Origin of the sequence: Streptomyces endocoffeicus (genome assembly GCF_016741935.1) — a bacterium.
GTDB lineage: Bacteria > Actinomycetota > Actinomycetes > Streptomycetales > Streptomycetaceae > Streptomyces > Streptomyces endocoffeicus.
On the sequence record NZ_JAERRG010000009.1, the window covers coordinates 118,498 to 144,624 of the forward strand.

General features: G+C 70.3%; 22 protein-coding genes. 7 read left to right on the forward strand and 15 right to left on the reverse strand.

Annotated elements, in window-relative coordinates:
• Positions 1-58: 58 nt before the first annotated feature.
• The gene (locus JK364_RS22890; RefSeq protein ID WP_201853026.1) at positions 59-1,822 is read right to left on the reverse strand and encodes a hypothetical protein; all 1,764 of its coding nucleotides are present in this window, start codon (positions 1,820-1,822) and stop codon (positions 59-61) included.
• A 165-nt stretch (positions 1,823-1,987) separates the two neighbouring features.
• Between JK364_RS22890 and JK364_RS22895 the strand changes: the two genes are divergently transcribed.
• Genes JK364_RS22895 through JK364_RS22905 form a run of 3 tightly spaced genes read left to right on the forward strand, consistent with a single transcriptional unit; the run spans position 1,988 to position 4,474 of the window.
• Entirely contained in the window at positions 1,988-2,419 is a 432-nt protein-coding gene (locus JK364_RS22895; protein WP_201853027.1) for a MarR family winged helix-turn-helix transcriptional regulator, read from the forward strand.
• Positions 2,416-3,867: an MFS transporter gene (locus JK364_RS22900; protein WP_201853028.1), complete on the forward strand. Its 1,452-nt coding sequence runs from the start codon at positions 2,416-2,418 to the stop codon at positions 3,865-3,867. The genes JK364_RS22895 and JK364_RS22900 overlap by 4 nt, the downstream gene beginning before the upstream one ends.
• Positions 3,868-3,916: 49 nt before the next feature.
• Complete coding sequence (locus tag JK364_RS22905) at positions 3,917-4,474, forward strand: isochorismatase family protein (RefSeq protein WP_201853029.1); 558 nt, start codon at positions 3,917-3,919, stop codon at positions 4,472-4,474.
• An 86-nt stretch (positions 4,475-4,560) separates the two neighbouring features.
• On the opposite strand, the gene ggt is transcribed toward JK364_RS22905, so the two are convergent.
• The gene (ggt, locus tag JK364_RS22910; RefSeq protein WP_201853307.1) at positions 4,561-6,336 is read right to left on the reverse strand and encodes a gamma-glutamyltransferase; all 1,776 of its coding nucleotides are present in this window, start codon (positions 6,334-6,336) and stop codon (positions 4,561-4,563) included.
• 268 nt (positions 6,337-6,604) lie between these two features.
• Between ggt and JK364_RS22915 the strand changes: the two genes are divergently transcribed.
• Positions 6,605-7,360 (forward strand): hypothetical protein, encoded by a 756-nt coding sequence (locus JK364_RS22915; RefSeq protein WP_201853030.1) that lies wholly within the window; start codon positions 6,605-6,607, stop codon positions 7,358-7,360.
• Positions 7,361-7,420: 60 nt separating this feature from the next.
• On the opposite strand, the gene JK364_RS22920 is transcribed toward JK364_RS22915, so the two are convergent.
• Positions 7,421-8,173: an ABC transporter permease gene (locus JK364_RS22920; protein ID WP_201853031.1), complete on the reverse strand. Its 753-nt coding sequence runs from the start codon at positions 8,171-8,173 to the stop codon at positions 7,421-7,423.
• A gap of 54 nt (positions 8,174-8,227) precedes the next feature.
• A complete protein-coding gene (locus JK364_RS22925) occupies positions 8,228-9,007 on the reverse strand; it encodes an ABC transporter ATP-binding protein (protein ID WP_201853032.1) in 780 nt (259 codons plus the stop codon).
• 90 nt (positions 9,008-9,097) lie between these two features.
• Here JK364_RS22925 and JK364_RS22930 point away from each other — a divergent pair, with 90 nt between their 5' ends.
• Positions 9,098-9,760 (forward strand): TetR/AcrR family transcriptional regulator, encoded by a 663-nt coding sequence (locus JK364_RS22930; RefSeq protein ID WP_201853033.1) that lies wholly within the window; start codon positions 9,098-9,100, stop codon positions 9,758-9,760.
• A gap of 527 nt (positions 9,761-10,287) precedes the next feature.
• A complete protein-coding gene (locus tag JK364_RS22935; RefSeq protein WP_307841363.1) occupies positions 10,288-11,928 on the forward strand; it encodes an alpha/beta fold hydrolase in 1,641 nt (546 codons plus the stop codon).
• Positions 11,929-11,950: 22 nt separating this feature from the next.
• Here JK364_RS22935 and JK364_RS22940 read toward each other — a convergent pair whose 3' ends face one another.
• The 5 genes from JK364_RS22940 to JK364_RS22960 all read right to left on the reverse strand — a co-directional run bounded on the left by JK364_RS22940 (position 11,951) and on the right by JK364_RS22960 (position 16,100).
• Complete coding sequence (locus JK364_RS22940) at positions 11,951-12,823, reverse strand: amino acid ABC transporter permease (protein WP_201853034.1); 873 nt, start codon at positions 12,821-12,823, stop codon at positions 11,951-11,953.
• Entirely contained in the window at positions 12,820-13,464 is a 645-nt protein-coding gene (locus JK364_RS22945) for an amino acid ABC transporter permease (RefSeq protein ID WP_201853035.1), read from the reverse strand. Before JK364_RS22945 ends, JK364_RS22940 begins: the two co-directional genes overlap by 4 nt.
• A gap of 10 nt (positions 13,465-13,474) precedes the next feature.
• Positions 13,475-14,389, reverse strand: a complete 915-nt coding sequence (locus JK364_RS22950; protein WP_201853309.1) for a glutamate ABC transporter substrate-binding protein — start codon at positions 14,387-14,389, stop codon at positions 13,475-13,477.
• A gap of 47 nt (positions 14,390-14,436) precedes the next feature.
• The gene (locus JK364_RS22955) at positions 14,437-15,183 is read right to left on the reverse strand and encodes an amino acid ABC transporter ATP-binding protein (RefSeq protein WP_201853036.1); all 747 of its coding nucleotides are present in this window, start codon (positions 15,181-15,183) and stop codon (positions 14,437-14,439) included.
• Between the two features lie 476 nt (positions 15,184-15,659).
• Positions 15,660-16,100 (reverse strand): DUF6278 family protein, encoded by a 441-nt coding sequence (locus JK364_RS22960; RefSeq protein ID WP_201853037.1) that lies wholly within the window; start codon positions 16,098-16,100, stop codon positions 15,660-15,662.
• A gap of 154 nt (positions 16,101-16,254) precedes the next feature.
• Here JK364_RS22960 and JK364_RS22965 point away from each other — a divergent pair, with 154 nt between their 5' ends.
• Positions 16,255-18,069, forward strand: coding sequence for an SGNH/GDSL hydrolase family protein (locus tag JK364_RS22965; RefSeq protein WP_201853038.1), 1,815 nt, complete (start codon positions 16,255-16,257; stop codon positions 18,067-18,069).
• Positions 18,070-18,130: 61 nt separating this feature from the next.
• Here the strand turns inward: JK364_RS22965 and JK364_RS22970 are convergent, their stop codons facing one another.
• From JK364_RS22970 to JK364_RS22995, 6 genes are all read right to left on the reverse strand, one after another.
• Positions 18,131-18,910 carry an exodeoxyribonuclease III gene (locus tag JK364_RS22970; protein WP_201853039.1) on the reverse strand — a complete coding sequence of 260 codons (780 nt, stop codon included), beginning with the start codon at positions 18,908-18,910 and terminating at the stop codon, positions 18,131-18,133.
• Between the two features lie 42 nt (positions 18,911-18,952).
• Entirely contained in the window at positions 18,953-19,600 is a 648-nt protein-coding gene (locus tag JK364_RS22975) for an MBL fold metallo-hydrolase (RefSeq protein ID WP_201853040.1), read from the reverse strand.
• 134 nt (positions 19,601-19,734) lie between these two features.
• Positions 19,735-21,027, reverse strand: coding sequence for a bifunctional 3-oxoadipate enol-lactonase/4-carboxymuconolactone decarboxylase PcaDC (gene pcaDC / locus JK364_RS22980; RefSeq protein ID WP_201853041.1), 1,293 nt, complete (start codon positions 21,025-21,027; stop codon positions 19,735-19,737).
• A 30-nt stretch (positions 21,028-21,057) separates the two neighbouring features.
• A complete protein-coding gene (locus JK364_RS22985; protein ID WP_201853042.1) occupies positions 21,058-22,242 on the reverse strand; it encodes a tyrosine-type recombinase/integrase in 1,185 nt (394 codons plus the stop codon).
• Between the two features lie 1,135 nt (positions 22,243-23,377).
• Complete coding sequence (locus JK364_RS22990) at positions 23,378-24,358, reverse strand: DUF8094 domain-containing protein (protein WP_201853043.1); 981 nt, start codon at positions 24,356-24,358, stop codon at positions 23,378-23,380.
• A gap of 1,340 nt (positions 24,359-25,698) precedes the next feature.
• A complete protein-coding gene (locus tag JK364_RS22995; RefSeq protein ID WP_201853044.1) occupies positions 25,699-26,127 on the reverse strand; it encodes a hypothetical protein in 429 nt (142 codons plus the stop codon).

Below are 26,127 nucleotides of genomic sequence, written 5' to 3' on the forward strand. Positions count from 1 at the left end.
ATTGCGCCGAAGGCGCGAAACGAAACCCGCACCCGACCACGCCGACCACGCCAAACCCTCAGGCGAGGCCGGGGACACCTGGCAGGCGCGCGGCGCGGAGGGCGTGGGCCAGATCGTGGTGGGTGCTGGAGGAAACCTCGGCGGCCACGTCGAGCAGCAGGGGCACCAGCGTGGCGGGATCCTCGGCCGCCGCTCGCGCCGCGTCCTCCGGCGTACGGGCCCGTACGAGCGCTTCCAGCAGGAACGCGGCCCTGCCCGGAGCGCCCGCCGCGAGGAGCGCCTTCGCGGTGTGGGCCACCTCGGGGACGGGGCGCGAGACGCTCTGCCGTAGCAGCCCCTCGCCGTCGGCCTCGCGGTCCGCCGCGACCAGCGCCTCGGCGGCCGCGGCGAGCTGTGCGGGCGGCAGGCACGCCGTCTCCCACAGCAGCGTGGACACGTCGGCCCCGAGTCCGGCTCGCTCCAGTTCCTCCGCGAGCACCGGCAGCCACGCGGCGGGCCAGACGGCGGCCTCGTACAGCACGACATGGGCCTCGCCGGAGCGGCCCTCCGCCCGGAGCCGGCCCAGCCGCGCGACCGCCTCCTGGGCGGCACGCCGCGCCGCCGCACGCTCCGCCGCCTCGCGGGCAAGCCGCCGCCCGTCGTCCGCCACCCTGTCCCGCTTACGACCCCTGCCACCGTCCTGGCCGTCGTAGGCCCCGGCGAACCGCGCCCCACGCGGGGTCACCGGGGTCACACGGGCCTCGGTTCCGTTCTCCGCCGAGGGAGGCACGGGCGGGGCCAGCGTCGGTGCCACCGCGGCGCCCTCATCCCCCGCCCCCGCGAACCGCGCCCCGCGAGGTCGCGGAGCCGCGTCCGCCTCCTCCACCCCCGCGAACCGCGCCCCGCGAGGCCGAGGCCGCGCGGGGGCAGGAGTGTGCTGGGCGGTAACCGGGCCGGGGGACGCCGCCGAGGGCTGCGCGGGCTCCTCGCCCCCGGCGACCGCCGGCTCGCCGGCCGGCCCGGCCGATGCCGGGTCGCGCGCGGCGTGCCCGAGTGGCGCGAGGCCGCGGCCGGTGGCCACCTCCGCGCCGCCACCGCCCTCCCGCGCGACGTGCCCGAGTGGCGTGGTGCCGGGGCCGGTGGCCACCTCCGCGTTGCCGCCGCCTTCCCCTTCGTACGCCACCCCTTCGTACGCCACCGCTTCGTACGCCACCGCGAACCCCGCCCCCTGCGGATGCCCTGCCCGACCGGCCCCGTCCCAGGCGGGCCCAGCGGCACTCGCGAGGGTGCCCGGGGGCCTCGCCGCCACGGCATCCGGGGGCGGCGCGGGACGGGACACACCCGGAAGCGCGGCCAGGCGGGCGTGGAGTTCTTCCGCGCGGGCGGTGGCGCGCTGGTAGTCGTCGTGGGCCCAGGCCAGTTCCGCGGCGAAGCGGTGCCGGGCGGCCGGGTCCTCGGCGGTGGTCAGGGCCGACCGGAGGTCGGTTGCGCGTTGGGCGGCGCCCCGGCGTTGGCGGAGCATGCCGTCCAGGCGGTCCCGGAGGGCCTCGCGGCGGCCGGGCCCGGCGTCGTGGGCCGCGACCGAGGCTCGATAGAGGGTCGCCGCGCGGGACGCGGCCACCTGGGCGGCACCGGGGCCGTGCTGGGCGGAGAGGTCCTGCAGCAGGGACTGGACGAGGTCCCACGGCGGGACCTCGAGGCCGTCGAGACAGGCCCGCAGCCCGTCCGGGTCGCGCAGGGCGAAGACGCCGTACCAGCCCGCCCCCGCGTCCAGCCGTCTCGTCAGCTCCCGCAGATACGTCGCGAACTCCTCGACCTCGGCCGGGAGTTCCCCGCTCGCCATGGCCACCCCTCCCCCTCGGACGATGGACGATGCACAACCCGAGGCCACGCATTGGACACCCTGCGTGTTACGGGACCGGTTACGGCTGTGCTACGGGCGCTTTTCCTACTCCGCACACGACAGCCAAACTTGCAAGTTTGGCTGTCGATTTCCTATGCTTCAACCATGACCCCGCATGATCCAACGCACCTCGCCGTCGACCTCGCCGGCGTCGTCACCCAGCTGATGCGCCGCATGCGGGCGGCCTCCTCGCAGGGGGCGCTCACCCCCTCCCAGCGCGCCGTGCTCAGTCGGCTCTACAACGAAGGGCCGACGACCACCGCCGCGCTGGCCCGCGCCGAGCTCGTCCGGCCGCAGTCGATGCGCATGATCCTGGCGGCGCTGGAGGAGCAGGAGCTGGTGGAGCGGGCCCCGCATCCGACCGACGGACGGCAGGTGGTCTTCTCGAGCACCGAGCGGGGGCGGCAGGCGATCGCGTCCGTACGGCAGGCCAAGCAGAGCTGGCTGCTGGACGCGCTCGACACCCGCCTCGACGCCGATGAGCGCCGCACCCTCGCCGAGGCCACCGACCTGCTGAAGCGACTGGTCCAGGAATGACCGACACCGCGGGAAAGCCCGCCAAACCGGCGACCGGATCGGCGGGCGGGAGCCACGCCCCCGCCGATCCCTTCGGCCCCCGGCTGATGGCCCCGCTGCTCATCGGCTCGGTCCTCAACCCCGTCAACTCCACGATGATCGCCACCGGCCTGGTGGCCATCGGCCATGACTTCGGGGTCGGCGCCGCCCGGACGGCCTGGCTGGTGGCCTCCCTCTACCTCGCCAGCGCCGTGGCGCAGCCCGCGATGGGGCGGCTCGCGGATCTGCTCGGTCCGCGCCGGGTCTTCCTCTCCGGGCTGCTCGTGGTGTGCGCCGCCGGGCTGGTGGGCGCGCTCGCGCCCGCGTTCGGCTGGCTGATCGCCTCGCGGGTGCTGCTCGGCATCGGTACGTCCGCGGCGTACCCGGCGGCGATGGCGCTGCTGCGCGCCCAGTCCTTCGCCACCGGACGGGAGACACCGCGTCCCGTGCTCGGCCGGCTCTCACTCGCCGCGCTCGGCAGCGCGGCGGTCGGTCCGGTGCTGGGCGGCGTGCTCACCGCGACCGCCGGATGGCGGGCGATCTTCGCGGTCAATGTGCCACTGGCGCTCATCGGCATCGCGCTCGCGCTGCTCTGGCTCCCCAGGACCCGTATGACGGGCGCGGAGGACGGCGCGGGCTCCGGGGCCCGCACGGCGGGCGCGGCATTCGATCCGCTCGGGATCGCGCTGTTCACCGCCACCCTCACCACCCTCATGATCTTCCTGATGGACCTGGCGCGGCCCAACTGGGCGCTGCTGCCCGTCGTCCTGGTGCTCGCGGGCGCCCTGACCTGGTGGCAGCTGCGCCGCCCCCGCCCCTTCATCGATCTGCGGATGATCGGGCGCAACCGCTCCCTCGCCCTCACCTACCTCCGCCACGGCACGGCGTACCTGGTCATCTACATGGTCATGTACGGATACGCGCAGTGGCTGGAGGAGGGGCACGGCTACTCCGCCTCCCGCGCGGGCCTGATCATGCTGCCCATGTCGGGCGCCGCCGCCGTGTGCTCACTGCTCGGCGCCCGTACGAAGGGCATCTACGCACCGCTCGTCCTCGCGGCCGTCCTGCTCGCCGCCGGGAGCGGGGTGCTGCTGCTCGCCGACGAGTCCACCCCGCTGGTCGCGCTGCTGCTGGCCGCGGTCCTCTTCGGGCTGCCGCAGGGGCTGTCCTCGACCGGCAACCAGGCCGCCGTCTACACCCAGGCCCCGCCGACGAGCGTCGGCGCGGCGGCCGGGCTCCAGCGCACCTCGCAGTACCTGGGCGCGATCACCGCCGCCGGGCTGATCGGGCTCTTCTACGGGCAGCGGGCGACCGCCGCCGGGCTGCACGGCATCGCCATGGTGGCGGGTGCGCTCAGCCTCGCGGTGCTGGTGCTGACCGCCACCGACCGGGCCCTGCGCGGCCGCGCCCGTACCCGGCCCCGCACCTGACCACCTTCCGTTCCCTCATACGCCCCGCAGACCCACCCCAGGAGGCACCGTGCCCGCCACCACGCTCGACCCGAACACCGCCCTGGTCCTCGTCGACCTCCAGAAGGGCATCACCGGACTGCCCACCGTCCACCCCACCGCCGAGGTCGTCGAGCGCGGCGCCCGGCTGGCCGCCGCCTTCCGCAAGCGCGGGCTGCCGGTCGTCCTGGTCCGGGTGGTGGCCGGGGCCCCGGGCCGCACCGAGGCGCAGCGGGGCGGGGGCGGCGGGGAGTTCCCGGCCGACTTCGCCGACCTCGCGCCGGAACTCGGCCGCGAGGACGGCGACATCGTGGTCACCAAGCACACCTGGGGCGCCTTCCACGGCACCGACCTCGACCTCCAGCTGCGCCGCCGCGGGGTGACCCAGGTGGTGCTCGGCGGCATCGCCACCAGCATCGGGGTGGAGTCCACGGCCCGTGCGGCGTACGCGCACGGGTATCACGTGACCCTCGCGACCGACGCCATGACCGACATGGACGCCGAGGCCCACCGCAACAGCGTCGAGAAGATCTTCCCCCGGCTCGGCGAGACGGACTCCGCGGACGCGATCATCGGCCTGCTGGGCTGAGGAACAGCTAACCGACGGCTGACGGCGGCCGACAGACAGGAGTACGGCGGGCTCCGGAACCGGAGCCCGCCGTACCTGGTCAGCGGTCAGCGCTTCGGGCTCACCACCATCGCCGAGCCGCCGCCCCGCCGTTCCGTCTCGGCCGCCGCCAGCCACCGTCCGCCGGACAGCCGCTGCACTCCGGTGGCCGCCCCGATCTCGGGGTTCTGCTTGAAGGAGTGGCCGAGCGCCTCGAGCTTGGCGCGCTCCGGGCCGTTCCACAGCGCCGGTTCCAGCTCCGTCTGGGCGGCGTTGCGCTGGCTGGCGCGCGGTGCGGCGATCGCGTCGACCAGCGGCATGCCCCGGTCGAGATGGTTCAGCAGGGTCTGCAGCACGGTGGTAATGATGGTCGCCCCGCCCGGGGAGCCCAGCGCCAGCACCGGCTGGTGGCCGTCCAGCACGATCGTCGGCGACATGGACGACCGCGGCCGCTTCCCCGGACCCGGCAGGTTCGGGTCGTGGACGGCGGGGTCGGCGGGCGCGAAGGAGAAGTCGGTCAGCTCGTTGTTGAGCAGGAAGCCACGGCCGGGGACGGTGATCCCGCTGCCGCCGGTCTGCTCGATGGTGAGGGTGTAGGCCACCACGTTGCCCCACTTGTCGGCGACCGTGAGATGCGTGGTGTTCTCGCCCTCGTACGTGGTCGGGGCGACGTGGCCCCGGGTGTCGCACGAGCCGGGCCCGGCCGGGTTGTTCGGGTCACCGGGCGGTACGGGGCTCTTGAGCACCGCGTCGTCCTTGATCAGGCAGGCCCGGGAGTCGGCGAACCGCTGTGAGGTGAGCCCCTCGGTGGGAACGTCCTCGGCGGCGGGGTCGCCGACCCAGCGGCCCCGGTCGGCGAAGGCTATCCGGCTGGCCTCGATATAGCGGTGCAGATACTCGACGTCGCTGAGCTTGGAGAGGTCGGTCTTCTCCAGGATGTTCAGCGCCTCGGCGACGCTCGTGCCGCCGGAGGACGAGGGCGCCATGCCGTACACGTCCAGACCGCGGTAGTCGGTCCGGGTCGGGGCCTGCCGCTTCGTTCCGTACGACCGCAGGTCCTCGGCGGTCAGATCGCCCGCGCGCACGACGCGCTGCGCCTTCGGGTCGACGGGCGGCTTGCGCACGGTGTCGACGATGTCGCTGCCCAGCTCGCCCTTGTAGATGGCGCCGACACCCTTCTTGGCCAGCAGCGCGTACGTACGGGCGAGGTCGGGGTTGCGGAAGGTCGAGCCGACCGCCGGGGGCTCGCCGCCGGGCAGGAAGAGCTTGGCGGTGGCCGGGAAGTCCTTGAAGCGGGCCTGGTTGTCGGCGGTCTGCTGACGGAACGTGGGGTCGACGGTGAACCCGTCGCGGGCCAGCCGCTCGGCGGGCCTCAGCACCTGCCCCAGCGATCGGGTGCCCCAGTCCTTCAGGGCGTCGTTCCAGGTGGCGGGGGTGCCGGGGGTGCCGACGCTCAGCCCGCTGGTGACGGCGTCGGCGAACGGCAGCGGTTTGCCGTTTTTGTCGAGGAAGAGCTTCTGGTCGGCGCTGCGAGGCGCGGTCTCGCGGCCGTCGAGCGTGGAGACCTTGTGCCGCTTGGCGTTGTAGTAGACGAAGTATCCGCCGCCGCCGACACCCGCCGAGTACGGCTCGGTGACCCCGAGCGCGGCGGCGGTCGCCACCGCCGCGTCCACCGCGTTGCCCCCGTGCCGCAGTACGTCGATCCCGGCCGCCGAGGCGTCGGGGTCCACGCTGGAGACCGCGCCGCCGTAGCCGACGGCCACGGGCGTCTTGGCCGGAGCGCCCTTGCCGGCGCTCTCGTGCCCGGCGGCACCGGCCGGGGCGACGCCCAGCACCGCGACCATTCCGGCGGCGGCCACGAGCGCGGGCAACCGGCGCCGGACGGCCGTCCCGGCGGATGTGACGGTGATGGACCTGGTTGACGATGCGGCTGGTCGTGCGGCGTGCCCCATCCGTGACCTCCAAGCGAAACGACAGGGGCCGGAGCCTACCCGCGAGCCACGCACCCCCAACAGGGGTCGATCCATCCCCCATCCGTTCATGTGTCCGTTTCGGCGTTCGTTCATCCGTACGCTCGAACGTGTACCCGGTCGGCCGCTACGATGCGCGGCCATGACAGACACCCTGCAGGATCTGATCGCCTCCGCGGCCGCCCTGATCGTGGGCCTGGCCGCCGGCTGGGCCGTGCACTCCGCGTTCGCGCGCCGCAAGCGCGCCCGCGAGCAGCGCTTCTTCGGTCTGCCGGACGGTTCGGAGTGTGTGATGGTCACCCATCGGGACAGCACCTCGGCCCACTGGAGCATCCCCCGCCATGACGCGCTGGCGCTGCTGGGGCTCGCGTCGGTCGTGGAGAACTGCGGGGCGCACGCCGAGGTGGCCCCGCATGACACGGGGCTGCAAGGCTTCGGGGCACGCACCGAGTTCTGCGTCGGCGATCCGACCGCGCACCGCAGGCTCGCCGCCCATATGACCAATCTACTGCCGGGCGTCACCGTGCACGCGGGGGACGACTCCGGCACGGACCGGGGGATGTTCACCATCGCCGGTACCGACTACCGCCCGGATCCGGGCGCGGTCGAGCATGTGCTGCTGGCCCGGCTGACGGCGGGCGACGACAGCCGCCCGGTCTTCCTCGCCGCCGGTCAACGGCCGGTCACCCACCGCGCCGCCGTCCGCCACCTCGTCCGCAACCGCACCCGACTGGCCCGGAAGTACGGCGCGCAGGGCTCCTTCTGCCTGCTGCTGAAGGTGGTCAACTCGCAGGCGTACGGCCCGGATCTGGTCGAGGTGGTCGCGGATGTGACCAAGCCCGCGACCACCTCGGTCGGCCCCCGCGCCGCCGCGAAGACGGCCGCGAAGGACGACTGAGGCAGCCGAGGACGACTGGGACAGAGCCAAGGACGACTGAGGCGGCCAGAGACGGCCGAGTCAGCCGCGGACCCGGGCGAACAGGCGCGCCCCGCCCAGCAGGCACAGCGCCGCCAGGGCCAGGGTGACGGCCGCCCCGACGGCGACCGTGGTGTTGGCGTAGTGCCCCAGGAACACCTGGCGCACCGCGTCGACCGTGTAGCGGAACGGCACGGCGTGCGAGGCACCCGCGAGCCATCCGGGGGCCAGGGTCATCGGCAGCAGCAGCCCGGAGAGCAGCATCAGCGGCATGCCCGCCGTGTTGGCGATGGCGGCGAACTCCGGGGGCGTACGGACGTTCATGGCCAGCCCGTAGGAGAGCGCGGACAGGGCCGCCGCGAGCACGGCCACGAACAGCAGCCCGAGCAGCACGCCGAGGAGCGGTGCGCGCAGCCCGAAGGCCAGACCGAGCAGCACCAGCAGCACCGACTGGGCCACCAGCTGGACGACATCGCGCAGGGTACGGCCGAGCAGCAGCGCCAGCGGGCTGACCGGGGTGACCCGCATCCGGTCCAGAACGCCGAGGTTGCGGTCCATCAGCAGGCCGAGCCCGACGTACGACCCGCCGAGCAGGGCGAGCTGGACGAGCACCCCGGGGACCAGCGTCTGCCAGGACGATCCGCTGACGCCCATGTCGAGTTCGGTCAGCAGCGGACCGAAGAGGGCGAGGAAGAGCAGCGGCTGCAGCATTCCGAAGAAGAGATTGGTCTTCGAGCGAAGCGTTGAGCGCAGACAGCGGCCGAAGACGATGCCGGTGTGGGCGAGAAGAGTCATAGGGGGCCCTTGGGTGGGTCGGTTCCGGGTGGCACTGGATGGCACTGGATGGCTCTAGATGGCGAGGGGTTGCTCGGCCGTGCCCCGGCCGGTGATGGCCAGGAAGGCGTCCTGGAGACTCGCGGCCGGATCGCCCGCATAGCGGCTCTTGAGCTCGGCGGAGGTGCCCTCGGCGACGATCCGCCCGGCGTCCACGACCACGATCCGGTCGGCGAGCGCGTCGGCCTCGTCCAGGTAGTGGGTGGTGAGGAAGACCGTGGTGCCGTGTTCGGCGCGGACGCGCCGCACCAGGTCCCACAGCTCGGCCCGGCTTCCCGGGTCGAGACCGGTCGTGGGCTCGTCGAGGAAGAGCACCTCGGGCCGGTTGACCAGGCCCAGCGCGATCTCCACCCGGCGGCGCTGGCCGCCGGACAGGGCGGCGGCCGGGCGGTCCATGAGCCCCGACAGGCCCAGCTCACCGGCGAGTTCATCGGCACGCCCGGCCGCCGCGCCCTTGGACATCAGATGCAGCCGCCCCTGGGTGACCAGCTCCTCGCGTACGGAGCACCCGGGGTCCAGGCCGCCGGACTGGGCCACATAGCCGATCCGCCGGCGCACGCCCGCCGGATCGCGGAGCAGATCGCGCCCGGCGATCCGGGCCTCGCCCCCGCTGGGCGGCAGCAGGGTGGTGAGCATGCGCAGGGTCGTGGTCTTACCGGCCCCGTTGGGGCCCAGGAAGCCGAGGATCTCGCCGCGGCCGACGGTCAGATCGATCCCGCGGACGGCGTGCACGGGGCCGCTGCCCAGCGAGAACGTCCGGGTGAGGCCGCGAACGCGGATGACGGATGAGGACATGCCCCGATCAGAGCACAACGCGCACCAAACTTGCAATCGACTTAAAAGTTTAAGGCGAATGCAAGTTTGCAACGGGCTACACTGCCAGCCATGAGCGAAGGACTTCGGGAGAAGCACAAGCGCCGTACGCGCCGGCGGATCGCGGACGTGGCCACCGGCCTGTTCCTGGAGCGCGGCTTCGACCGGGTCACGGTCGCCGAGGTCGCCGACGCCGCGGAGGTGTCCGTCAACACCGTCTACAACTACTTCCCGGCCAAGGAGGACCTGGTCCTGCCGCCCGACCAGGCGTCCCCGCGACGGCTCGCCGACATCGTGCGCGAGCGCCCGCCCGGCCGGTCCGCCGCCCAGGCGGTGCTGGACCGGCTGCGCGAGGAGGTGGAGCGGCGCGACCGCTCGCTGGGGCTGACCGAGGGCTTCGGCCCGTTCTTCGCGATGATGCGGGCCGCCCCCACGCTGCTGGCCCGGCTGGAGGAGCTCGGCCACCGGATGAACGACGAACTGGCCGCCGTGCTCGCCGAGGAGACCGGCGCGGCATCGGAGGATCCGCTGCCGCGCGTGGTGGCCGCCCAGATCAGCGGCTATCACTCACTGATCTTCGGCGAGATCGGACGGCGCGTCACGACGGGCGAGCGCCCCGACGCCATCGCCAAGGCCGTGACCGAACTCCTCAACGCCGTCGAGGAGATGCTGGGCGCACCGATGCTCGGCTACGCCGTACGCGAGGAACGGGAGGGGCGACCGTGTTCCGAGTGACGATCCGGGGCGCCTTCGAGGAGTTGGGCAGAGGCCTCACCCCCGGACCCCGGGAACGCCCACCCCTCCCACCACCAGGAACCTCACCCTTGGGCCCCGGGGTCTGGGGCGGAGCCCCGCACGCGGCGGAGCCGCATATCATCAGGTGCCGGGAAGGGGCGGGGAGGGGAACAGCCCGCCGCAGGCGCCAAGATCCGCCGGACACCCCCTGAGCGCGGGACCCTGGGCCCAGGCCGGGACCAGCATCGGGCGCGGGGCCAGGGCCGAGCCCGGGGTCGGGGCCCAGCCTGGAGCCAAAGCCCAGCGGCCGACGGGGGCTTACCAGCGGAATTGCGGGGCCGGACCCTGGCGGATCCGGCCCCCGGATAGCGCCCCGGGCCGGACCGGCCCCGGCAGCCGATCGCGGCCCTTTATCGTTACCCACGCGTAACTTACCGCACTATTACCGCCGGTAAACACCCGAGTTACCGTCAGGTCACAAGCACCGGTGCTCCCCTGCCCCCACGGCACCCCCACCAGGAGCCATCGTGACCCCTGCCCGAAAAGCCCTTCGCCCCACGACCGCCGCCGCCCTCTCCGTCACCGTCACCGTCATGGCCGGTGCGGCCTTCGGTCTCGCCCCCGCCACCGCAGCCGCGACACCGGCCCCGACCGCCACCACAGCCGCTACAGCCACAACCACCTCCACCGCCACTTCCTCCGGCGTCTCCATCCGCTTCGTCGACATCCCCGGCGACGGCGGCGTCAACCTGGCCGCCAACGTCGTGGCGCCCGCGAACGCCGACGCCTCGCACCGCCTCCCCCTCGTCGTCCTGCCCACCAGCTGGTCCCTGCCCCAGGTCGAATATCTCGCCCAGGCCAAGAAGCTCGCCGAAACCGGCTATGTGGTGCTGACCTACAACACCCGCGGCTTCTGGCAGTCCGGCGGGAAGATCGAGACGGCCGGGCCGCCCGATATCGCCGACGCGTCCAAGGTCATCGACTGGGCGCTCGCCAACACCCCCGCCGACCCCGACCACATCGGCATGGCCGGGCTCTCCTACGGCGCCGGGATCAGCCTGCTCGCGGCCGGTGCCGACCCGCGGATCAAGGCCGTGGTGGCCATGAGCGGCTGGGCGGACCTGGTCGGCTCGATCTACAGCGACCGCACCCAGCACTCCCAGGCCGCCGGGCTGCTCGCCGGAGCCGGGGCGCTGACCGGCCGGCCCAGCGAGGAGTTCCAGCAGATCCTCGACGACTTCTTCTCCTCCAACCTCGCCAAGGAGAAGGATCTGATCGCCTGGGGCAAGAAGCGCTCCGCCGCCACCTACCTCGACCGGATCAACGCCAATGGCGCGGCCATCATGCTGGGCAACTCCTGGGGCGACTCGATCTTCCCGCCCAACAGCTACGCCGACTTCTTCGAGAAGCTGACCGGCCCCAAGCGGCTGGAGCTGCGGCCCGGCGACCACGCCACCGCCGAGCTCACCGGGCTGCTCGGACTGCCCAACACCACCTGGAACCACGCCCGGCAGTGGCTCGACCGCTACCTCAAGGACGAGCGCAACGGCATCGACCGCCAAGCGCCGGTGCAGCTGACGTCCCGTACGGCGGACGGCGACGACTACGAGGGGTACCCCAGCTGGTCGGCCGTCCCCTCCGAGCAGCGGCGCGTCCCGCTCGCCGGCACCGAGAAGGTCACCGCCAACCATGACTCCGGTGCCAACGCCGGAACCGTGCTGCTCGGCGGCGCCCTCGACCAGTTCCTGAAGATCCCGCCGCTCGCCTCGATCCCGCTGCTGCCCCGGTCCTACGCGGCCGTCTGGCAGACCGGGGCCTACGCCCGCGAGCAGCGCGTCCGCGGCACCGTGAAGCTCCACACCACCGTGACCAGCGACCGTTCCGACGGTACGGCGGTGGCGTATCTGTACGACGTGGGCCCGCTGGGCGTCGGCAAGCTCATCACCCACGCCCCGTTCACCTTCCACGACCGCACCCCGGGCACGCCCTTCGGAGTGGACCTGGAGCTGTTCTCCACCGCGTACGACGTCCCGGCAGGTCACCGGCTGGCGCTGGTGATGGACACCGTCGACCCGCTCTACATCGAGCACAACCCCGACGGCGCCCATCTCACCTTCTCGTCCCCGGACTCGGACCCGTCCCATCTGACGGTCCCCGTCCGTAACTGAGGGACCCTCCGGCCGCCCCGGCTCAGCCGCGGGTGTCCCCCGGCATCGGGGCGGCCGGTTCCGCGGCGGCGACCTCGACCTGACGGGTCTTCACGCTGCGCCGCTCCTGCTTGGCGACCCAGTTGGCGAACCACGACAGCAGCATGCACATCCCGATGTAGATGGGTGAGATCACCATGACCACCGGGATGAACGGCAGGTCGTAGTCGAGATTGGACGCGATCAGCTTTCCGGCGTGCAGAAACTCCTCATAGGTGATGAGGAAGCCGAGCGAGGTGTCCTTCAGGGCCACCACCAGCTGGCTGATGATGGCCGGGAGCATCGCCCGCACCCCCTGCGGCACCAGCACGGACATCATGACCTGGGTCTTCCGCAGGCCGAGCGAGTACGCCGCCTCGCGCTGGCCGCGGTCCACCGAGTTCACCCCGGCCCGGAACACCTCGGCCAGCACCGAGCCGTTGTAGAGCGTCAGCCCGGTGACGAGGGCGGGCAACGGCTGGACCCGCAGCGCCACGAAGACGAAGAAGATCATCACCAGCACGGGCATCGCCCGGAAGAACTCCACCACCAGCGTGGCCACCCAGCGCACCGGGCGGTGCTCGGAGAGCCGCCCGGCGGCGAGCACCCCGCCGAGGGCGAGCGAGAGGACCGCGGCCATGGCGAACGCCTTGAGGGTGCCCGCGAGCCCGTTCAGCAGCAGCTCCTGGATGCCCTTGTACTCGAACGGCATCCACTTGCGGTAGGCGAACTGGCCGGTGTCGATGAGGAGATAGACGATCCAGCCGAGCAGAGCCAGCAGCACGGCCGTCCCGGCCAGCGCGTACATCCGGTGCCGCCGCCGGGTGTGGGGCCCAGGGAGGTCGTAGAGGGCGCTGGTGGTCGAGGGGGCGGTCATCGCGGCACTCCCCAGCGCCGCTCCAGCAGGGCGAAGACCGCGCTGATGGCGAGGGTGATGATCAGATACCCGACGGCGATCCAGACGAAGGTCCAGATGATGCTGTAGCCCTGCTCATTGAGGGGTTTGTAGGTGCCGAGCAGTTCGGTGACGCTGAACGACCCGGCGATGGCCGAGTTCTTGGCGAGCGCGATCAGGGTCGAGCCGATGGGCGGGATGACCGTGCGGAACGCCTGCGGCAGCACCACCGCGCTCAGCGTCTGGTCGAACGTCATGCCCAGACTGCGGGCCGCCTCGCCCTGCCCCACCGGCACCGTGTTGATGCCCGCCCGCACCGCCTCGCAGATGAAGGCCGAGGTGTAGCAGCCGAGCGCGATCACCGCGAAGACGGTGAACGGCAGCACCAGACCGAAGCGCGGCAGCCCCAGCATCACCGCGAAGAACAGCAGCGTCAGCGGGGTGTTGCGGAGCACCGACACCCAGACGGTGCCGAACGCGCGCAGCGAGGCGACCGGCGCCACCCGGAAGGCGGCCATGAGGATGCCGAGCGCGAGGGCGAGCAGCGAGGCGTAGACGGTCAGCTGCACGGTGCCGAGGAAACCCTTGCCGTAGAGGGCGAAGTTCTGGGTGAGCACGTCCATGGGATGGCCTTCAGCCGGTGCGGTAGCGGTCGATGGGCGGCGGCTTGGGGGCGGGCACACCCGAGAGGCCGAGGGTCGCGTCGTACGCCTTCTTCCAGTCGCCGTTGCGCTCGTGGAAGAGGATCGCGTCGTCCAGCGCGAAGCGCAGCGCGTTGTCCCGCTTGGGCACGCCGATGCCGTACGGCTCCTTGGAGAAGGGCCGGCCGACCACCTTCAGCTCGCCGGGGGCCTTGGCCGCGTAGCCGAGCAGGATGGTGTTGTCGGTGGTCACCGCGTCCACCTGGAAGCTGAGCAGGTTGTCCACGCACACCGAGTACGTGTCGTACGCGACCGCGTGGGCCTTGGGGTAGTCGGCCTGGATGCGCTGCAGCGGGGTGGAGCCGGCCACCGAGCAGACGGTTTTGCCCGCGAGGTCTCCGGGGCCGTGGATGTCGTTCTCGTCGGTGCGCACCAGCAGCGACTGACCCGCCATGAAGTAGGGCCCGGCGAAGCCGACCAGCCGTTTGCGCAGCGGATTGATGGTGTAGGTGCCGACGTAGTAGTCGATCTGGCCGCTCTGGAGCGCGGTCTCGCGGTTGGCGGAGGCGATGGTCTGGAACCGGATGGTCTTCGGGGCGAAGCCGAGGGAGGCGGACATCATGCGGGCGATCTCGATGTCGAAGCCCGAGTAACGGCCGGTGGCCGGGTCCCGCTCACCCAGATACGGCTGGTCCTCCTTGACCCCCACGGTGAGATGGCCGCGGCGCTCGGCCCGGCGCCAGGTGGGCGAGGCGGGCAGCCGGAACCCGGTGTCCACCCTGTAGGTGGGCAGCTTCTCGGCCCGGGGGCCCTTGGCGGGCGGGCTGCCCTCCTTGCCACAGCCGAGCATGAGCAGCAGGGCCAGGGCCGTGGTGAGGGCGGCGGTCGCGCGGCACAGACGCCTCATGTGCGTCATCACCATGTCCGTCATCACCATGTCCGTCATCACCCGGCTCAGTGCTTGAGGATCTTGGACAGGAAGTCCCGGGCGCGCTCGCTCTCCGGGGACCGGAAGAACTCCTCCGGCGTACGGTCCTCGACGATCCCGCCGTCGGCCATGAAGACCACCCGGTTCGCGGCGGAGCGGGCGAAGCCCATCTCATGGGTGACCACGACCATCGTCATCCCGTCCTGGGCGAGCCGGCGCATCACCTCCAGCACCTCGTTGATCATCTCGGGGTCGAGTGCGGAGGTCGGCTCGTCGAAGAGCATCACCTTCGGGTCCATCGCCAGTGCGCGGGCGATGGCCACCCGCTGCTGCTGGCCGCCGGAGAGCTGGGCGGGGAACTTCCCGGCCTGATCGGCCAGTCCGACCCGGTCCAGCAGCTCCCGGGAGCGCCGCTCGGCGTCCTGCTTGGCGCGGCGGCGGACCTTGGTCTGGCCGAGCATCACATTGGCGAGCACGGTGTGGTGGGCGAAGAGGTTGAACGACTGGAAGACCATGCCGACCTCGGCCCGCAGCCGCGCCAGCTCCTTGCCCTCCTCGGGCAGCGGACGGCCGTCGATGACGATGGAGCCGGACTGGACGGTCTCCAGCCGGTTGATGGTCCGGATCAGGGTGGACTTGCCGCCGCCGGAGGGGCCGATGATCACGACGACTTCGCCGCGCCCGACGGTGAGCTCGATGTCCCGCAGAACGTGCAGCGCGCCGAAGTGCTTGTTGACGCCGCGCAGCTCGATCAACGGCTCACCGACGGCCATACCCGGCCCCACCCGCCTTCCGCTGTGTCCCGGTTCAGCGCAAGCTATCCGGACAACTGCGGAGCTTTGGGCACGGACACGCACCGATGGGCCGATACCGCCCGACAGGGCCTACGGGGGCCGGCGGGTCATTCCCCTCCCCGCCCCTTCCCGTAACCAGGGGCAGCCCCCTGGACCCCGGCACCGGCGCGCTGACCACGGCCGCCACACCGACGCAACGGCCGAGCGGGCAGACGCCCACACACCTCCGGGCCGCCCAGGAGGAGCCCGGGGCGAAGCCCCGCATTCCAGCCCCTCCGGCGTTCGAGAAGCGGGGTCTGGGGCGGAGCCCCGCATTCCAGCCCCTCCGGCGTTTGAGGAGCGGGGTCTGGGGCGAAGCCCCGCATTCCAGCCCCTCCGGCGTTTGAGGAGCGGGGTCTGGGGCGAAGCCCCGGTTTCGGGAAGGGGCGGGGAGGGGAAAACCCCCGGCCCCACCGCTAGGCCTCGGCGACCTCCGCATAGCACTGGCAGAGTTCGGGCGCCCCGTCGGCCGCCCACTGCTGACCAGCCTCCACGACGTCAACCTCGCGGCCGGAGGCCAGCCTGACGACGGGTCGGCCGTTGGGCCACACCTGCCAGACGGCCCCGGGGACGGTGCGGACAATGACCGTGCCCAGGTAGAGACCCGCGTCGTTACCGAGCCAGGGAAGCTCGTCCGGGTCGTCGCGCCAGCGCGGCGCCATCTGGTCCAGCGCCTCCAGGGAGGCCGTGGAGTCATCGAGCCCGATACCCGCGGCGGAGGCCCGCGCGCGCAGGAGTTCGCATTCGGAGAGCAGTTGGGCGACGCCCTGGGGGTCCTCCTCCTGGGCACCCATCAGGGCCGCGCCCGAGGCGGGGCCACGTCGCTTGCGCCAGTTGCCCAAGAAGGAGATGTTCATACCGCTCAGCGTGGCATCCAGGCCACCGGCGCACCACAGGGCGCGCGGTATGAGCTGTGACCCGATGCTTGTCTTGACGACACCCACCTGCCTCCGTACGTTCTCCGGGCGCCTGTCGAATCGCCGGTCGGGTTGGTTGCGAGAGGGGACACATATGCGCGTCGCGAGACCGTGGACAACCGCCGGGATCGTCGCGGGAGGTGTCACCCTCGCACTGCTCGCACCACCACCCTCCTCCGCCGCACCGGCCAGTGCGCCGACCCACAAGCCGCTCCCTCTGGAGCGGCTTTTCGACAACCGGGCGGTCAGCGATGACACCCGCCCGGGTGACGCGGACTTCGACGGCGCGGGCGCCTCACTCTCCGCGCAGGATCTGCGGGCCGCGGGCTGGACGCCGGGGCGCGATATCGCCCTGGACGCGGGGCGGTTGACCTGGCCCAGGAGCGCGGGGGCACGGCCGGACAATGTGATCGCCGACGGCCAGACGGTGCGGCTGCGCGGCCGGGGCGAGGCGTTGACCTTCCTGGTGGCGAGCAGTTCGCCGAACGGGCCCGGCGCCGGGGCGAGCGGTGTCGGAACGGTGCGCTACCGCGACGGGTCGAGCCATCCGTACACGCTGAGCGCGCCGGACTGGCGGGCGGGCCCGGCCGCGACCAAGGCCGTGGGCCTCCCCCATCTCAACACCGCCGCGGGGCAGCGGCAGGAGACGGCCCGGCTGTACGCGGTGACGGTGCCGTTGGAGCGCGGCCACGAGGTCGCGTCGGTGGTGCTGCCGAGGGACCCGGGCCCGGCGGCCGATCTCCATGTCTTCGCCGCGTCGCCGCGGCAGCCCGCGGACGGCTGGACCGGGAGCTGGGCGGCGAGCACCGCCGGGTACACCAAGGTCGGGCCGTGGACCGATCAGACGCTGCGGCTGGTGGTGCACACCAGCGCGGGCGGGCCGGGGGCCCGGGTGCGGCTGGAGAACACCTTCGCCGCGTCCCCCGTGGAGATCGGCCATGCGACGGTCGCGCTCCAGGCGAGCGGCGCGGCGGCCCAGGGGTCACCGGTGCCGCTGACCTTCGGCGGGCGGCCGGGGACCTCGATCCCCGCGGGCGCGCAGGTGTTCAGCGATCCGGTGGACTTCCCGGTTCCGGCGGACGCCAATCTGCTGGTGAGCTTCCATCTGCCGGGTCCGGTCGCGGCGGTGCCAGTGCACAGCCAGGCCACCCAGCGGTCGTATCTGAGCGCGGCGGGCAGCGGTGACCGGACCGCCGAGCCGGGGGCTGAGTCCTACACCGGCACCCTCACCACCTGGCCGTTCCTGACCGGGGTCGATGTGCGGGGCGGGCCGGGTTCGGTGGTGGCGCTCGGCGACTCGATCACCGACGGCACCAAGTCCACCAATGACGCCAACCGCCGCTGGCCCGATGTGCTCGCGCGGCGGCTGCGCGGCCAGTCCGAGGTCCCGGCGTACGGGGTGCTCAACGCGGGCATCTCCGCCAACCGCGTGGTGGCCGACCGCTATCCGGGCGAGGGCGTCTCCACGGACACCGGCGGGGTCAGCACCCAGCACCGGCTGGAGCGGGATGTGCTCGCCCAGACCGGGGCCCGTACGGTCGTCGTCTTCCAGGGCATCAACGATCTGCGGTGGGGCAGCTCGGCCGAGGAGCTGATCGCGGGTCTGCGGTCGGTCGCGTCGCGGGTGCGGGAGCGCGGGCTGCGGGTGGTCGGGGCGACCATCGCCCCGTGCGAGGGCGAGTCGCTGTGCACGGCGGACGCGGACGCGCGGCGCTCGGCCGTCAACGCCTTCATCCGGGACAGCGGCGGGGTGTTCGACGCCGTGCTGGACTTCGACGCGGTGGTGCGGGACCCCGAGCACCCGGCGCGGATCCTGCCCGCCTATGACAGCGGGGACCATCTGCACCCGGGCGACGCGGGGTTGCGGGCGCTGGCGGAGTCGATCGACCTGCGGAAGCTGATGGGGTAGGGGGAGCCTCAGGGGCTCCCCCGCCCCGTAAAAACGCTCCGGACACGCCCCCGCCGCCGGGTCACACCTCCAGGTCGACGACGACCGGGGCGTGGTCGGAGGCGCCCTTGCCCTTGCGCTCCTCGCGGTCCACATACGCGTCGCCGACCGCCTTGGCGAACGTCTCGTTCCCGTAGACCAGGTCGATGCGCATGCCGCGGTTCTTGGGGAAGCCCAGCTCGCGGTAGTCCCAGTAAGTGAAGGGGCGGTCGTACTTCAGCGGCCGCGGCATCACGTCCGAAAGACCCGACTCGCGCAGCGCCGCCAGGGCCTCGCGCTCCAGGTCCGTCACATGGGTCAGCCCGTCGAAGGCGGAGCGGTCCCAGACGTCCTCGTCGGTCGGCGCCACATTGAAGTCGCCGAGGACCGCGAAGGGGCGCTCACCGGCCGCGTCCCCGGCGACGGCCGTGCGCAGCGCCTCCAGCCAGCGCAGCTTGTAGTCGTAGTGGGGGTGGCCGATCTCCCGGCCGTTGGGCACATAGACCGACCAGAGGCGGACCGGGCCGCAGGTGGCGCCTATCGCCCGCGGCTCCTGGCCGCCGTCGTAGTCCGGGCCGCCGGGGAGGCCCACGGTGACGTCCGCGAGCCCGGCCTTGGAGAGCAGCGCCACTCCGTTCCACCGGCCGGTGGCGTTGACCGCGGCCTCGTAGCCGAGCTCCCGGAGCGGCTCGTACGGAAAGGCGGACTCGGCGCACTTGGTCTCCTGGACGCACAGGACGTCCGTGCCGCTGCTCTCCAGCCAGGCCAGCAGCCGGGGCAGCCGGGCGGTGATCGAATTGACGTTCCAGGTCGCGATGCGCATAGGGCACAACCTACATCCCGGCTCTGACAGCGAGCCCGGCCCTCAGAGGGTGAGGGATTGGCCCGGGGTCAGCCGCAGGTGCTCGGCGCCTTCGGTGCCGGGGCCCTCGGGGCCGAGCATCCGCCCGTAGACCGTGTGCGCGAGGTCGGACAGCAGGGCGTCGTGGATGTCGATGGCCCGGCGCGGGCCGACCGCGCGGACGTAGTCGAGGATCTCGGCGAACTTGTTCCAGGGGGCGTGCACCGGCAGCATCAGCGTGTCCACCCGGTGCCCGGCGGGCACGGTGAGCGCGTCGCCGGGGTGGAAGAGCGTGCCGTCCAGCAGATAGCCCACATTGGTGATCCGGGGGATGTCGGGGTGGATGATGGCGTGCAGCTGGCCGTGCACCTCGATGTCGAATCCCGCCGCGCTGAAGCTGTCGCCCTCCCCGATGGTGTTCACCCGCCCGGGAAACGCCGCTGAGATGTGGTGGGCGACGCTGTGGAGCGTCCAGATCTGGGCGTCGGGGTTGTCGTCGAGCGCCGTGCGCAGCCGCTCCTCGTTGAAGTGGTCGAAGTGCTCGTGGGTGACCAGGATCGCGTCCGCGCCGACCGCGGCGTCCTCTTCGCTGAAGGTCCCGGGGTCGATGACGAGCGTCTGCTCGTCCTTCTCGATCCGGACGCAGGCATGGCCCTTCTTGGTGAGCTTCATGGAGATCATTGTGCTACCGAGCGCCCCGAAGGGGCGCGGGGCTGTATAGATATGCGGCTCCGCCGCGGGGCGCGACCAGCCACGACGGCGCCGCACATGGCCACCGACGCATCGCGGCACTTCCAGCGGAGCGCTCAGCCCTCAGGGCTTGTCTCCTCGCGGATGATCCGCTGGGCCACGGCGAAGGCGGAGTTCGCCGTCGGCACCCCGCAGTAGACGCCGGTGTGCAGCAGCACCTCCTTGATCTCGGTGGGCGTGAGCCCATTGCGCAGCGCGGCCCGGGTGTGGAAGGCGAGTTCGTCGAGGTGGCCGCGGGCGGCGAGGGCGGTGAGGGTGACCACGCTGCGGATCCGCCGGTCGATTCCGGGGCGGGTCCACACCTCGCCCCAGGCGTAGCGGGTGATGAAGTCCTGAAAGTCGCCGGTGAACTCGTCGGCCAGGGACTGCGCGCGGTCCACATGGGCGTCGCCGAGCACCTCGCGGCGCACCTTGATGCCCTGGTCGTACGCGTCGGCGCGGGCGTCCAGGAACGGTTCGGGCACGTTGTGGCCGTATTCGACGACCTCGGCGCCGGGCGGCACGGGCGAGAGCACGGGCTTGGGCGGGGGCGCGGGGATCGCGGTCATCCCGGTCGGGTGGTCCGGGCTCTGCCAGGAGCTGGAGAAGTGGCGCACCAGCAGATCGGTGACGGCCATCGGCTGCTCGACGGGGGTGAGATGGGAGGCGCCGGGGACCAGCGCGAGCCGTGCGTCGGCTATCCCGGCGACCAGGACGCGGGCGTCGGCGGGCGGGGTGACCTGGTCGTCGGCCCCGGCCACCACGAGGGTGGGGACGCCGATCCGGCTGAGCTCGGCGCGGATGTCGAACGCGGCGAGGGCCTCACAGGCGGCGATGTAGCAGCCGGGGTCGGTGGTGCGGACCATCTGGACGGCCCACTCGACGATGGCGGGCTGGGCGGCGGCGAAGCCGGCGGTGAACCAGCGCTCGGGGGTGGCGCGGGCGATCGGGTCGAGGCCGTTGGTGCGGACCACGACGCCGCGCTGCCGGAAGGAGTCGGCGGTGCCGAAGCGCGGGGAGGCGGAGACGAGGGCGAGTGAGCCCACTCTATGGGGATGTCGCAGGGCGAGTTCGGCGCCGATGGCCCCGCCGATCGAGCAGCCCGCGTAGCCGAAGCGCTCGACGCCGAGCTGGTCGAGGGTGGCCAGCAGCCGGGCGGCGAGCTCGGCCACGGAGGGGGCCGGATGGGCGGGGGCGCCGCCGTGGCCGGGGAGGTCGAAGCGGAGGACGCGCCAGTGGCGGGAGAGCTCGGGTATCTGGCGATCCCACATATGCCATGTAGTACCGAGGGCCGGACCCAAGACCAGGACCGGAGCCTCTTCTGGCCCGTTGACCAGGTATTTCAAGGTAGTCCTGTCTTCTTCACTCACGCTCACACGCTCCCACGTCTCACAGCCATCTCACACACCGCCGTCCTGGGCACTGTGGAGACCGCCCCATGTTGTGGCCGCTCCACGAAGATCCTCAACGTCCGGCTTCACGTACCAACGCTTGGTGGTCTTGACATTGGTGTGCCCCGCCCATCGTGCCAGGAGGTGATCCGGCACGCCATTATTGGCCAGGTAGGTGAAGCACGATGCACGGGCATCGTAGAGGCGCACACGACGTAGCCCGGATTCCTCCATGAGCTTGTACGCACGGGTGCGGAGTTGCTTGATGGTGTGGACTTCTCCGGCCTCATTCACGCACATGTAGCCGGAGTTCACGTAGTCCGTTCCCAGAGTCAATTTCTCAGCCGCCTGGAGAGCCTTGAACTTCTTCAAGGCATCCTTTACCGGGATGGGTAGAGGGAGAGCACGCTCACTCGCCATGGACTTGGTGTCCTTCTCCACTACGGTCTTGTTCCCCATCATGGTCCGGGTGTTGGCCACAGTGAGCGTGTCGGCGGTCAGGTCGATATCCGACCAACGGAGTCCTACCACTTCCGCCGGACGGAGTCCCATGAGGGAGAGAAGGAGCGGAGCGTAGAGCCTGTCTCCACTCATGCCCTGTACGAACGTGTGGACTTCCGAGACGTTCCACGGAACCAGTTCAACCTTTGTCTTCCGCTCTGCCTTCCGGGCCTTACGCGGGATGCTGAGTTCCGATGCAACGTTCATGTTCACGAGTCGCTTAGTCACGGCTCGGTTCAGAACGTCCTTGAGCCGAGCAAGGCTCATGTCCACACTCGTTACTCCGAGACCTGTTCCGGCCTTTGGTCCCCGAACACGACCACACCGGAGAGACCAGAGCATCCACGCTTCTACGTCTTCCTCGGTCAGCTCTTGGAGCTTGATGTTTCCGAGCTTTCCCCGAACCCTGTCCAGAGTGATTTGGTAGTTGTAGATGGTGGTCTCTTCCAGATCTTCCGCCTTCTTTTCCAGCCACTGATCAATCCACTGATTGACTGTAAGCAGATGGGGTGGAACGAAGGTTCCCGTGTTCTTTTCGTACTCGATACGGGAGATCTCCGCCTTTACCTCTTTCGACGAGTCCTTAGTTATGGTGAGTTGCTTACGCTTCCCGTTGTCGTGAAAGCCGATGTCGATTACCGCTCGATACCGGATCTTCCCGGAATCTAGGACTATTTTCTTCGGTTCGGGCATGAACTCCACCTCTCAGAGCCCGGGTAGTACCAGGTAGAGAGTACGGGCCATCTCACAGCTTCTACAAACTTTGGCCGCTCAAAGCCCCCTGATCTGCGGATTCTTGAGCACAATCGTGTTGGACCAAACCGGACTACCAGGAGTACCGGCAAGGGGCCTCTTATAGACCAAGTCCTACGAGCTCGTAACAGGATCTTGTTGAGTCGCTCTGATCGGGCGTGATCGGCGTGATGCCTCGACCGTTCGCGTCGCGTGACGACTCAACCGTGGATCGTGGACGACAGCTTGCGGGCGCTGATCGAACCGTTGCTGCCGCCCTGGCCCGAGCGGTCGCCCAAGGCCGAACCCGGTACCGGACCGGCTATGCCTGCAAGACATCCTGCACGTCCTGCACGTCCTGCACCGGGAGAACGTCTGGCAACTCCTACCCTTGAAGCTGGGGTTCGGCTCCGGACAGACCTGCTGGCTCGCCAAGTGCCCTTGCGGGTCGTGGAAGGCGGTTCGGATGAGGCCGTATAGGTAGTCCTCCAGGGAGAGGTTCGCGGCCGTTGCCCGCTGTGTGAGCACCAGGTGCTCCGGTTCCTCCAGGGGGACGCGCAGGTGTCGGGCTCGGATGAGATGGAGAGACTGCGGGGTGTGGGGCTGACCCAGGTGCTCCGTCAGCAGGGCGTACCCGGCAACGGGGCCAGGTGGCCGGTGAGCCGGTAGAGTCAGCGGTGGCTGGTCTCGTCGAGGCACAGAGCTCCGGCCAGTTCATCAAGTCGGGTATGCGGGATAGCCTGTCGCGTGGTCTCCCAGGTCCTGTATTGCCGGACGCAGATGCTCAACTCAGCTGCGACATCTTGCTGCTTGATGTCTCTCGCATGTCGTGCGTTTACCAGAAACTTGGAGAGACTTGGGGCCAGCGGAAGCTCGCGCTTGATCGCCGCCTGTTCCCCCTGCACAGTTGGTCATGGGCATTACCGTCTCGGTTCCCGTCATCGGCATGCGCAGCACTGACACCCTACGCAGTGACTGACGGTTGGTGAGAACCGGAGTCGAAGGCATGCTCACGGTGATCGGTTCGTGATCGAGCAGCGGCTGAGTTTGAGCAACCGGTGGTCGAGGGCGGTTCGGCAGGTTTGTGTGCTGGCGCTTAGCGGGAGTCCACGAGTCCGTACTCATAGTTGAGGATTTCCGGGCGGCTGTGAGCGGGGAAGTTCACAAGAGCATTACCCTGGAACTCGGAGACTATTTGGGGACGAGGCCGGGACGCGTAGGCCGATTCAGCCTCTGTTGGGGTGAGCTGCAGGCCGGCGTGCTTGACGACACTTACCTGTTTGTGGGCCAGGGGGACGATAGCAAGCACGCCGGTGCCTGTACGCAGGGCGTAGACCGTCTGGTGCCGTGGGGTGGCCGGAAAGAAGTTGACCCGAGCCTGATCTCCGAGCTCGCTGTTGCGTTCCTGATAGGTCTTGACAATGGCCTTGGAATCGGGAGTGACGGACAGGTTCGTTCCCTCTTTCTTGCCGCCAGTGGTGAACAGATCCTCGATAGCACCGGGGACACGGTCTGGCGACAGAGCGCCAGAGGGTTCATCGGTGGGGGCGGTGAGGGCAAGACCGTCCTTGATATGCGGAAGCGGGAGGCGGCGGTCAGGGAGAAGGTCGACCACCTTCTTCCACCTGCTTCCGAACCTCTCAAACACCATGAGCGTGCGGTACTTTCCGCTGTTTGCAGACGCAGCAAACCAGTTTCCGCGAGCGGGGATATAGAAGGTGCGTTTGGTGAAGAAGAAGGGTGCGCGGTACTCCTTCTTCCTCTTCTTGCTGAACGTGTAGTACTGCTCGAGCTCGGCCTTGCTTTCCGCGTAGAGTTGGCCTGCCTCAACTGTGGCCAGCAAGGACGCGTCGCGAGCGGCGTTTGCTGCATTGTTGACCCGTTGGTAGCGGTCCAAAATTTTGGCTGCCTGCCGGAGGGTGACTATTCCGGTGGGTGCAGCGTCGCCAGAGGATGGTGATGTCGCGGTGCCGTGTGGCAGCTGATGGCTGGACGAGGTACAGCTGATAAGCATTCCAGTCATTGCCACCAGGGACAGCGTCCGCAAAGCGAAATGGCGTGAGAAAATCTCGGTCATAGGGCACCCGTTCGTCTTGCTGCGAATGTGCACGGCGTGGTGTATTCGGAGGGCAGGGCCTGGGCCGTCGAGCTCCATGCGCTACGAGTAGTCGGCGGCTATGCCATCGACGGTCGGGGTGGACACCGTGGTTGGTGCCGTCGGGGACGGTTCGGGGGGAGGCTCACCCCGTCGACGTGGGGGGCTGAGCCGACCGCTGGACCTGCCGTCTGCTGCGGCCCGCAGCAACAGCAGAAGCGCTCGATGCGGACACCAGCCGCATTCATTACTCGTTGGGCCTGGGCATACAGGCCTCCGGCGGCGAGGTGGTCGTCTCGGCGGCTGGCGGTGGGTGAGGGCTCCGCGGTCGTGGCGGCGGAGTCGGGCTGGCTGCGAAGGGGCGGGGTCTTCAATAACCGATCGCGGGGTAGGGGTTCCCCCTTCCGGCCGATCCGGGCCGCCGCGCGGGGATGGACAGCTGTGCGGTGGGAGGGCACGTCCTCACGGGCGCGTACGGCCTCGCTGCTTGGACGGATTCCGCGGGCGATGAGGCGGAGGGGCTCGGCTCCAGTTCCCTGGAGGGCAGGTGCCGTCACGTGCTCCGGACGGGGTCCTCGGCATCGGCACACGGAACACCCAGGCTCCGGGGTGAGGGAGCATGTCTTGCAATGCTCGTCATTGTGCAGGGGCCGCATCTGATGCGGAGCGGGTCGGGTCCTGGTCCGGCGGTAGAGCACAGGGTTCTCCCGTTTCAGACAGATGTTCTGCTTTCGATGCGAGACGGCGGAGTGCCGATGGCTCGCTGGGGCGGTCGCTCCACGCTCCGAGGACGGCACTGGCCGGGAGGGCGACCAGTTGAAGTTCTTCGGCCAAGCTCTCCCGGAAAGCCGTCAGGGCGACTTCGGTCAGTGGCGGCTGAGGCGCTCGGCGTGCGACGCCGTCCAGCGCGTCCAGGGCGTGCGTGGTGAAAGCGCCGGACCGGCACCAGCGCACAGCCAGCAGATCATGGCCGTCACCGGTGCACTCGGGAGAGGCGTCGTCGGCTGTAAGACTCCATCGAGGAAGCGGGTCGATGACAACGACAGCGAACGGCGTGCCCAGACCATGATGGGCCAGCTGAATAGGCGAAGGCGGAGTTCCTTCGCCATGTGGAATCGCTGCTGACTCGCCCTGCAGTGCGGCCGGCGTCATGAGTGAGGAATTCCTCTCTTCCATGCCAACGCTCTCGCCGGTGCGAATCACCTGGTGAGCATGGCTGTGCCGCATTGGGTGGTCGGCGAACAGAAGGCGCCATCCAGCGGACAGACCGGGCATTCCTAAGTCCCCGGTCGCCGGGAAACGCCAGGCGGTGAGACGTCGGTTCAACAGTTACCCCTCCCCTGGTCCGTGTTCTGAACTTCCTGGTGGCCTCCCTCGGCAGGACCGCGGCCATCCGCTGTAGCAGCATGCGGGTGAAGACCCATGCGTACAGGAGGGGACATCTGGATAGTGCGTGCGGTGATCCGGTACCACACATCCTGCTCAACTCTCCGCATTTCCCAGGCAGGGTCTTTCTGTGCCTTTTCCGCGATGACACTGCGGTACTCCGCCAATGCAGTCTCGTTGTCAAATTCAACGAGATGATGAATGCGCACAGTTGCGCGTGTTTTCTCTACTCGCCAACTGGTGCCGCGCACCATGTCCAGGTTCCGATAGAACCAGGGTTCACGTTCTTGCATCCAGCCCCAGAATGCGTCTAGATGCACGAGAGCGTAATCGGTCGGCTCGAAGGTGTATCCGAGGTAGATCAT

Bases quoted from the DNA above. Each gene is read 5' to 3' on its own strand.
- JK364_RS22950 (WP_201853309.1), bottom strand. From the start codon at position 14,389: ATGAGGCGTCTGTGCCGCGCGACCGCCGCCCTCACCACGGCCCTGGCC.
- JK364_RS22920 (WP_201853031.1), bottom strand. From the start codon at position 8,173: ATGACTCTTCTCGCCCACACCGGCATCGTCTTCGGCCGCTGTCTGCGC.
- JK364_RS22895 (WP_201853027.1), top strand. From the start codon at position 1,988: ATGACCCCGCATGATCCAACGCACCTCGCCGTCGACCTCGCCGGCGTC.
- JK364_RS22900 (WP_201853028.1), top strand. From the start codon at position 2,416: ATGACCGACACCGCGGGAAAGCCCGCCAAACCGGCGACCGGATCGGCG.
- JK364_RS22995 (WP_201853044.1), bottom strand. From the start codon at position 26,127: ATGATCTACCTCGGATACACCTTCGAGCCGACCGATTACGCTCTCGTG.
- JK364_RS22990 (WP_201853043.1), bottom strand. From the start codon at position 24,358: ATGACCGAGATTTTCTCACGCCATTTCGCTTTGCGGACGCTGTCCCTG.
- JK364_RS22945 (WP_201853035.1), bottom strand. From the start codon at position 13,464: ATGGACGTGCTCACCCAGAACTTCGCCCTCTACGGCAAGGGTTTCCTC.
- ggt (WP_201853307.1), bottom strand. From the start codon at position 6,336: ATGGTCGCGGTGCTGGGCGTCGCCCCGGCCGGTGCCGCCGGGCACGAG.
- JK364_RS22960 (WP_201853037.1), bottom strand. From the start codon at position 16,100: ATGAACATCTCCTTCTTGGGCAACTGGCGCAAGCGACGTGGCCCCGCC.
- JK364_RS22940 (WP_201853034.1), bottom strand. From the start codon at position 12,823: ATGACCGCCCCCTCGACCACCAGCGCCCTCTACGACCTCCCTGGGCCC.
- JK364_RS22985 (WP_201853042.1), bottom strand. From the start codon at position 22,242: ATGCCCGAACCGAAGAAAATAGTCCTAGATTCCGGGAAGATCCGGTAT.
- JK364_RS22915 (WP_201853030.1), top strand. From the start codon at position 6,605: ATGACAGACACCCTGCAGGATCTGATCGCCTCCGCGGCCGCCCTGATC.
- JK364_RS22930 (WP_201853033.1), top strand. From the start codon at position 9,098: ATGAGCGAAGGACTTCGGGAGAAGCACAAGCGCCGTACGCGCCGGCGG.
- JK364_RS22890 (WP_201853026.1), bottom strand. From the start codon at position 1,822: ATGGCGAGCGGGGAACTCCCGGCCGAGGTCGAGGAGTTCGCGACGTAT.
- JK364_RS22925 (WP_201853032.1), bottom strand. From the start codon at position 9,007: ATGTCCTCATCCGTCATCCGCGTTCGCGGCCTCACCCGGACGTTCTCG.
- JK364_RS22970 (WP_201853039.1), bottom strand. From the start codon at position 18,910: ATGCGCATCGCGACCTGGAACGTCAATTCGATCACCGCCCGGCTGCCC.
- JK364_RS22965 (WP_201853038.1), top strand. From the start codon at position 16,255: ATGCGCGTCGCGAGACCGTGGACAACCGCCGGGATCGTCGCGGGAGGT.
- JK364_RS22955 (WP_201853036.1), bottom strand. From the start codon at position 15,183: ATGGCCGTCGGTGAGCCGTTGATCGAGCTGCGCGGCGTCAACAAGCAC.
- JK364_RS22975 (WP_201853040.1), bottom strand. From the start codon at position 19,600: ATGAAGCTCACCAAGAAGGGCCATGCCTGCGTCCGGATCGAGAAGGAC.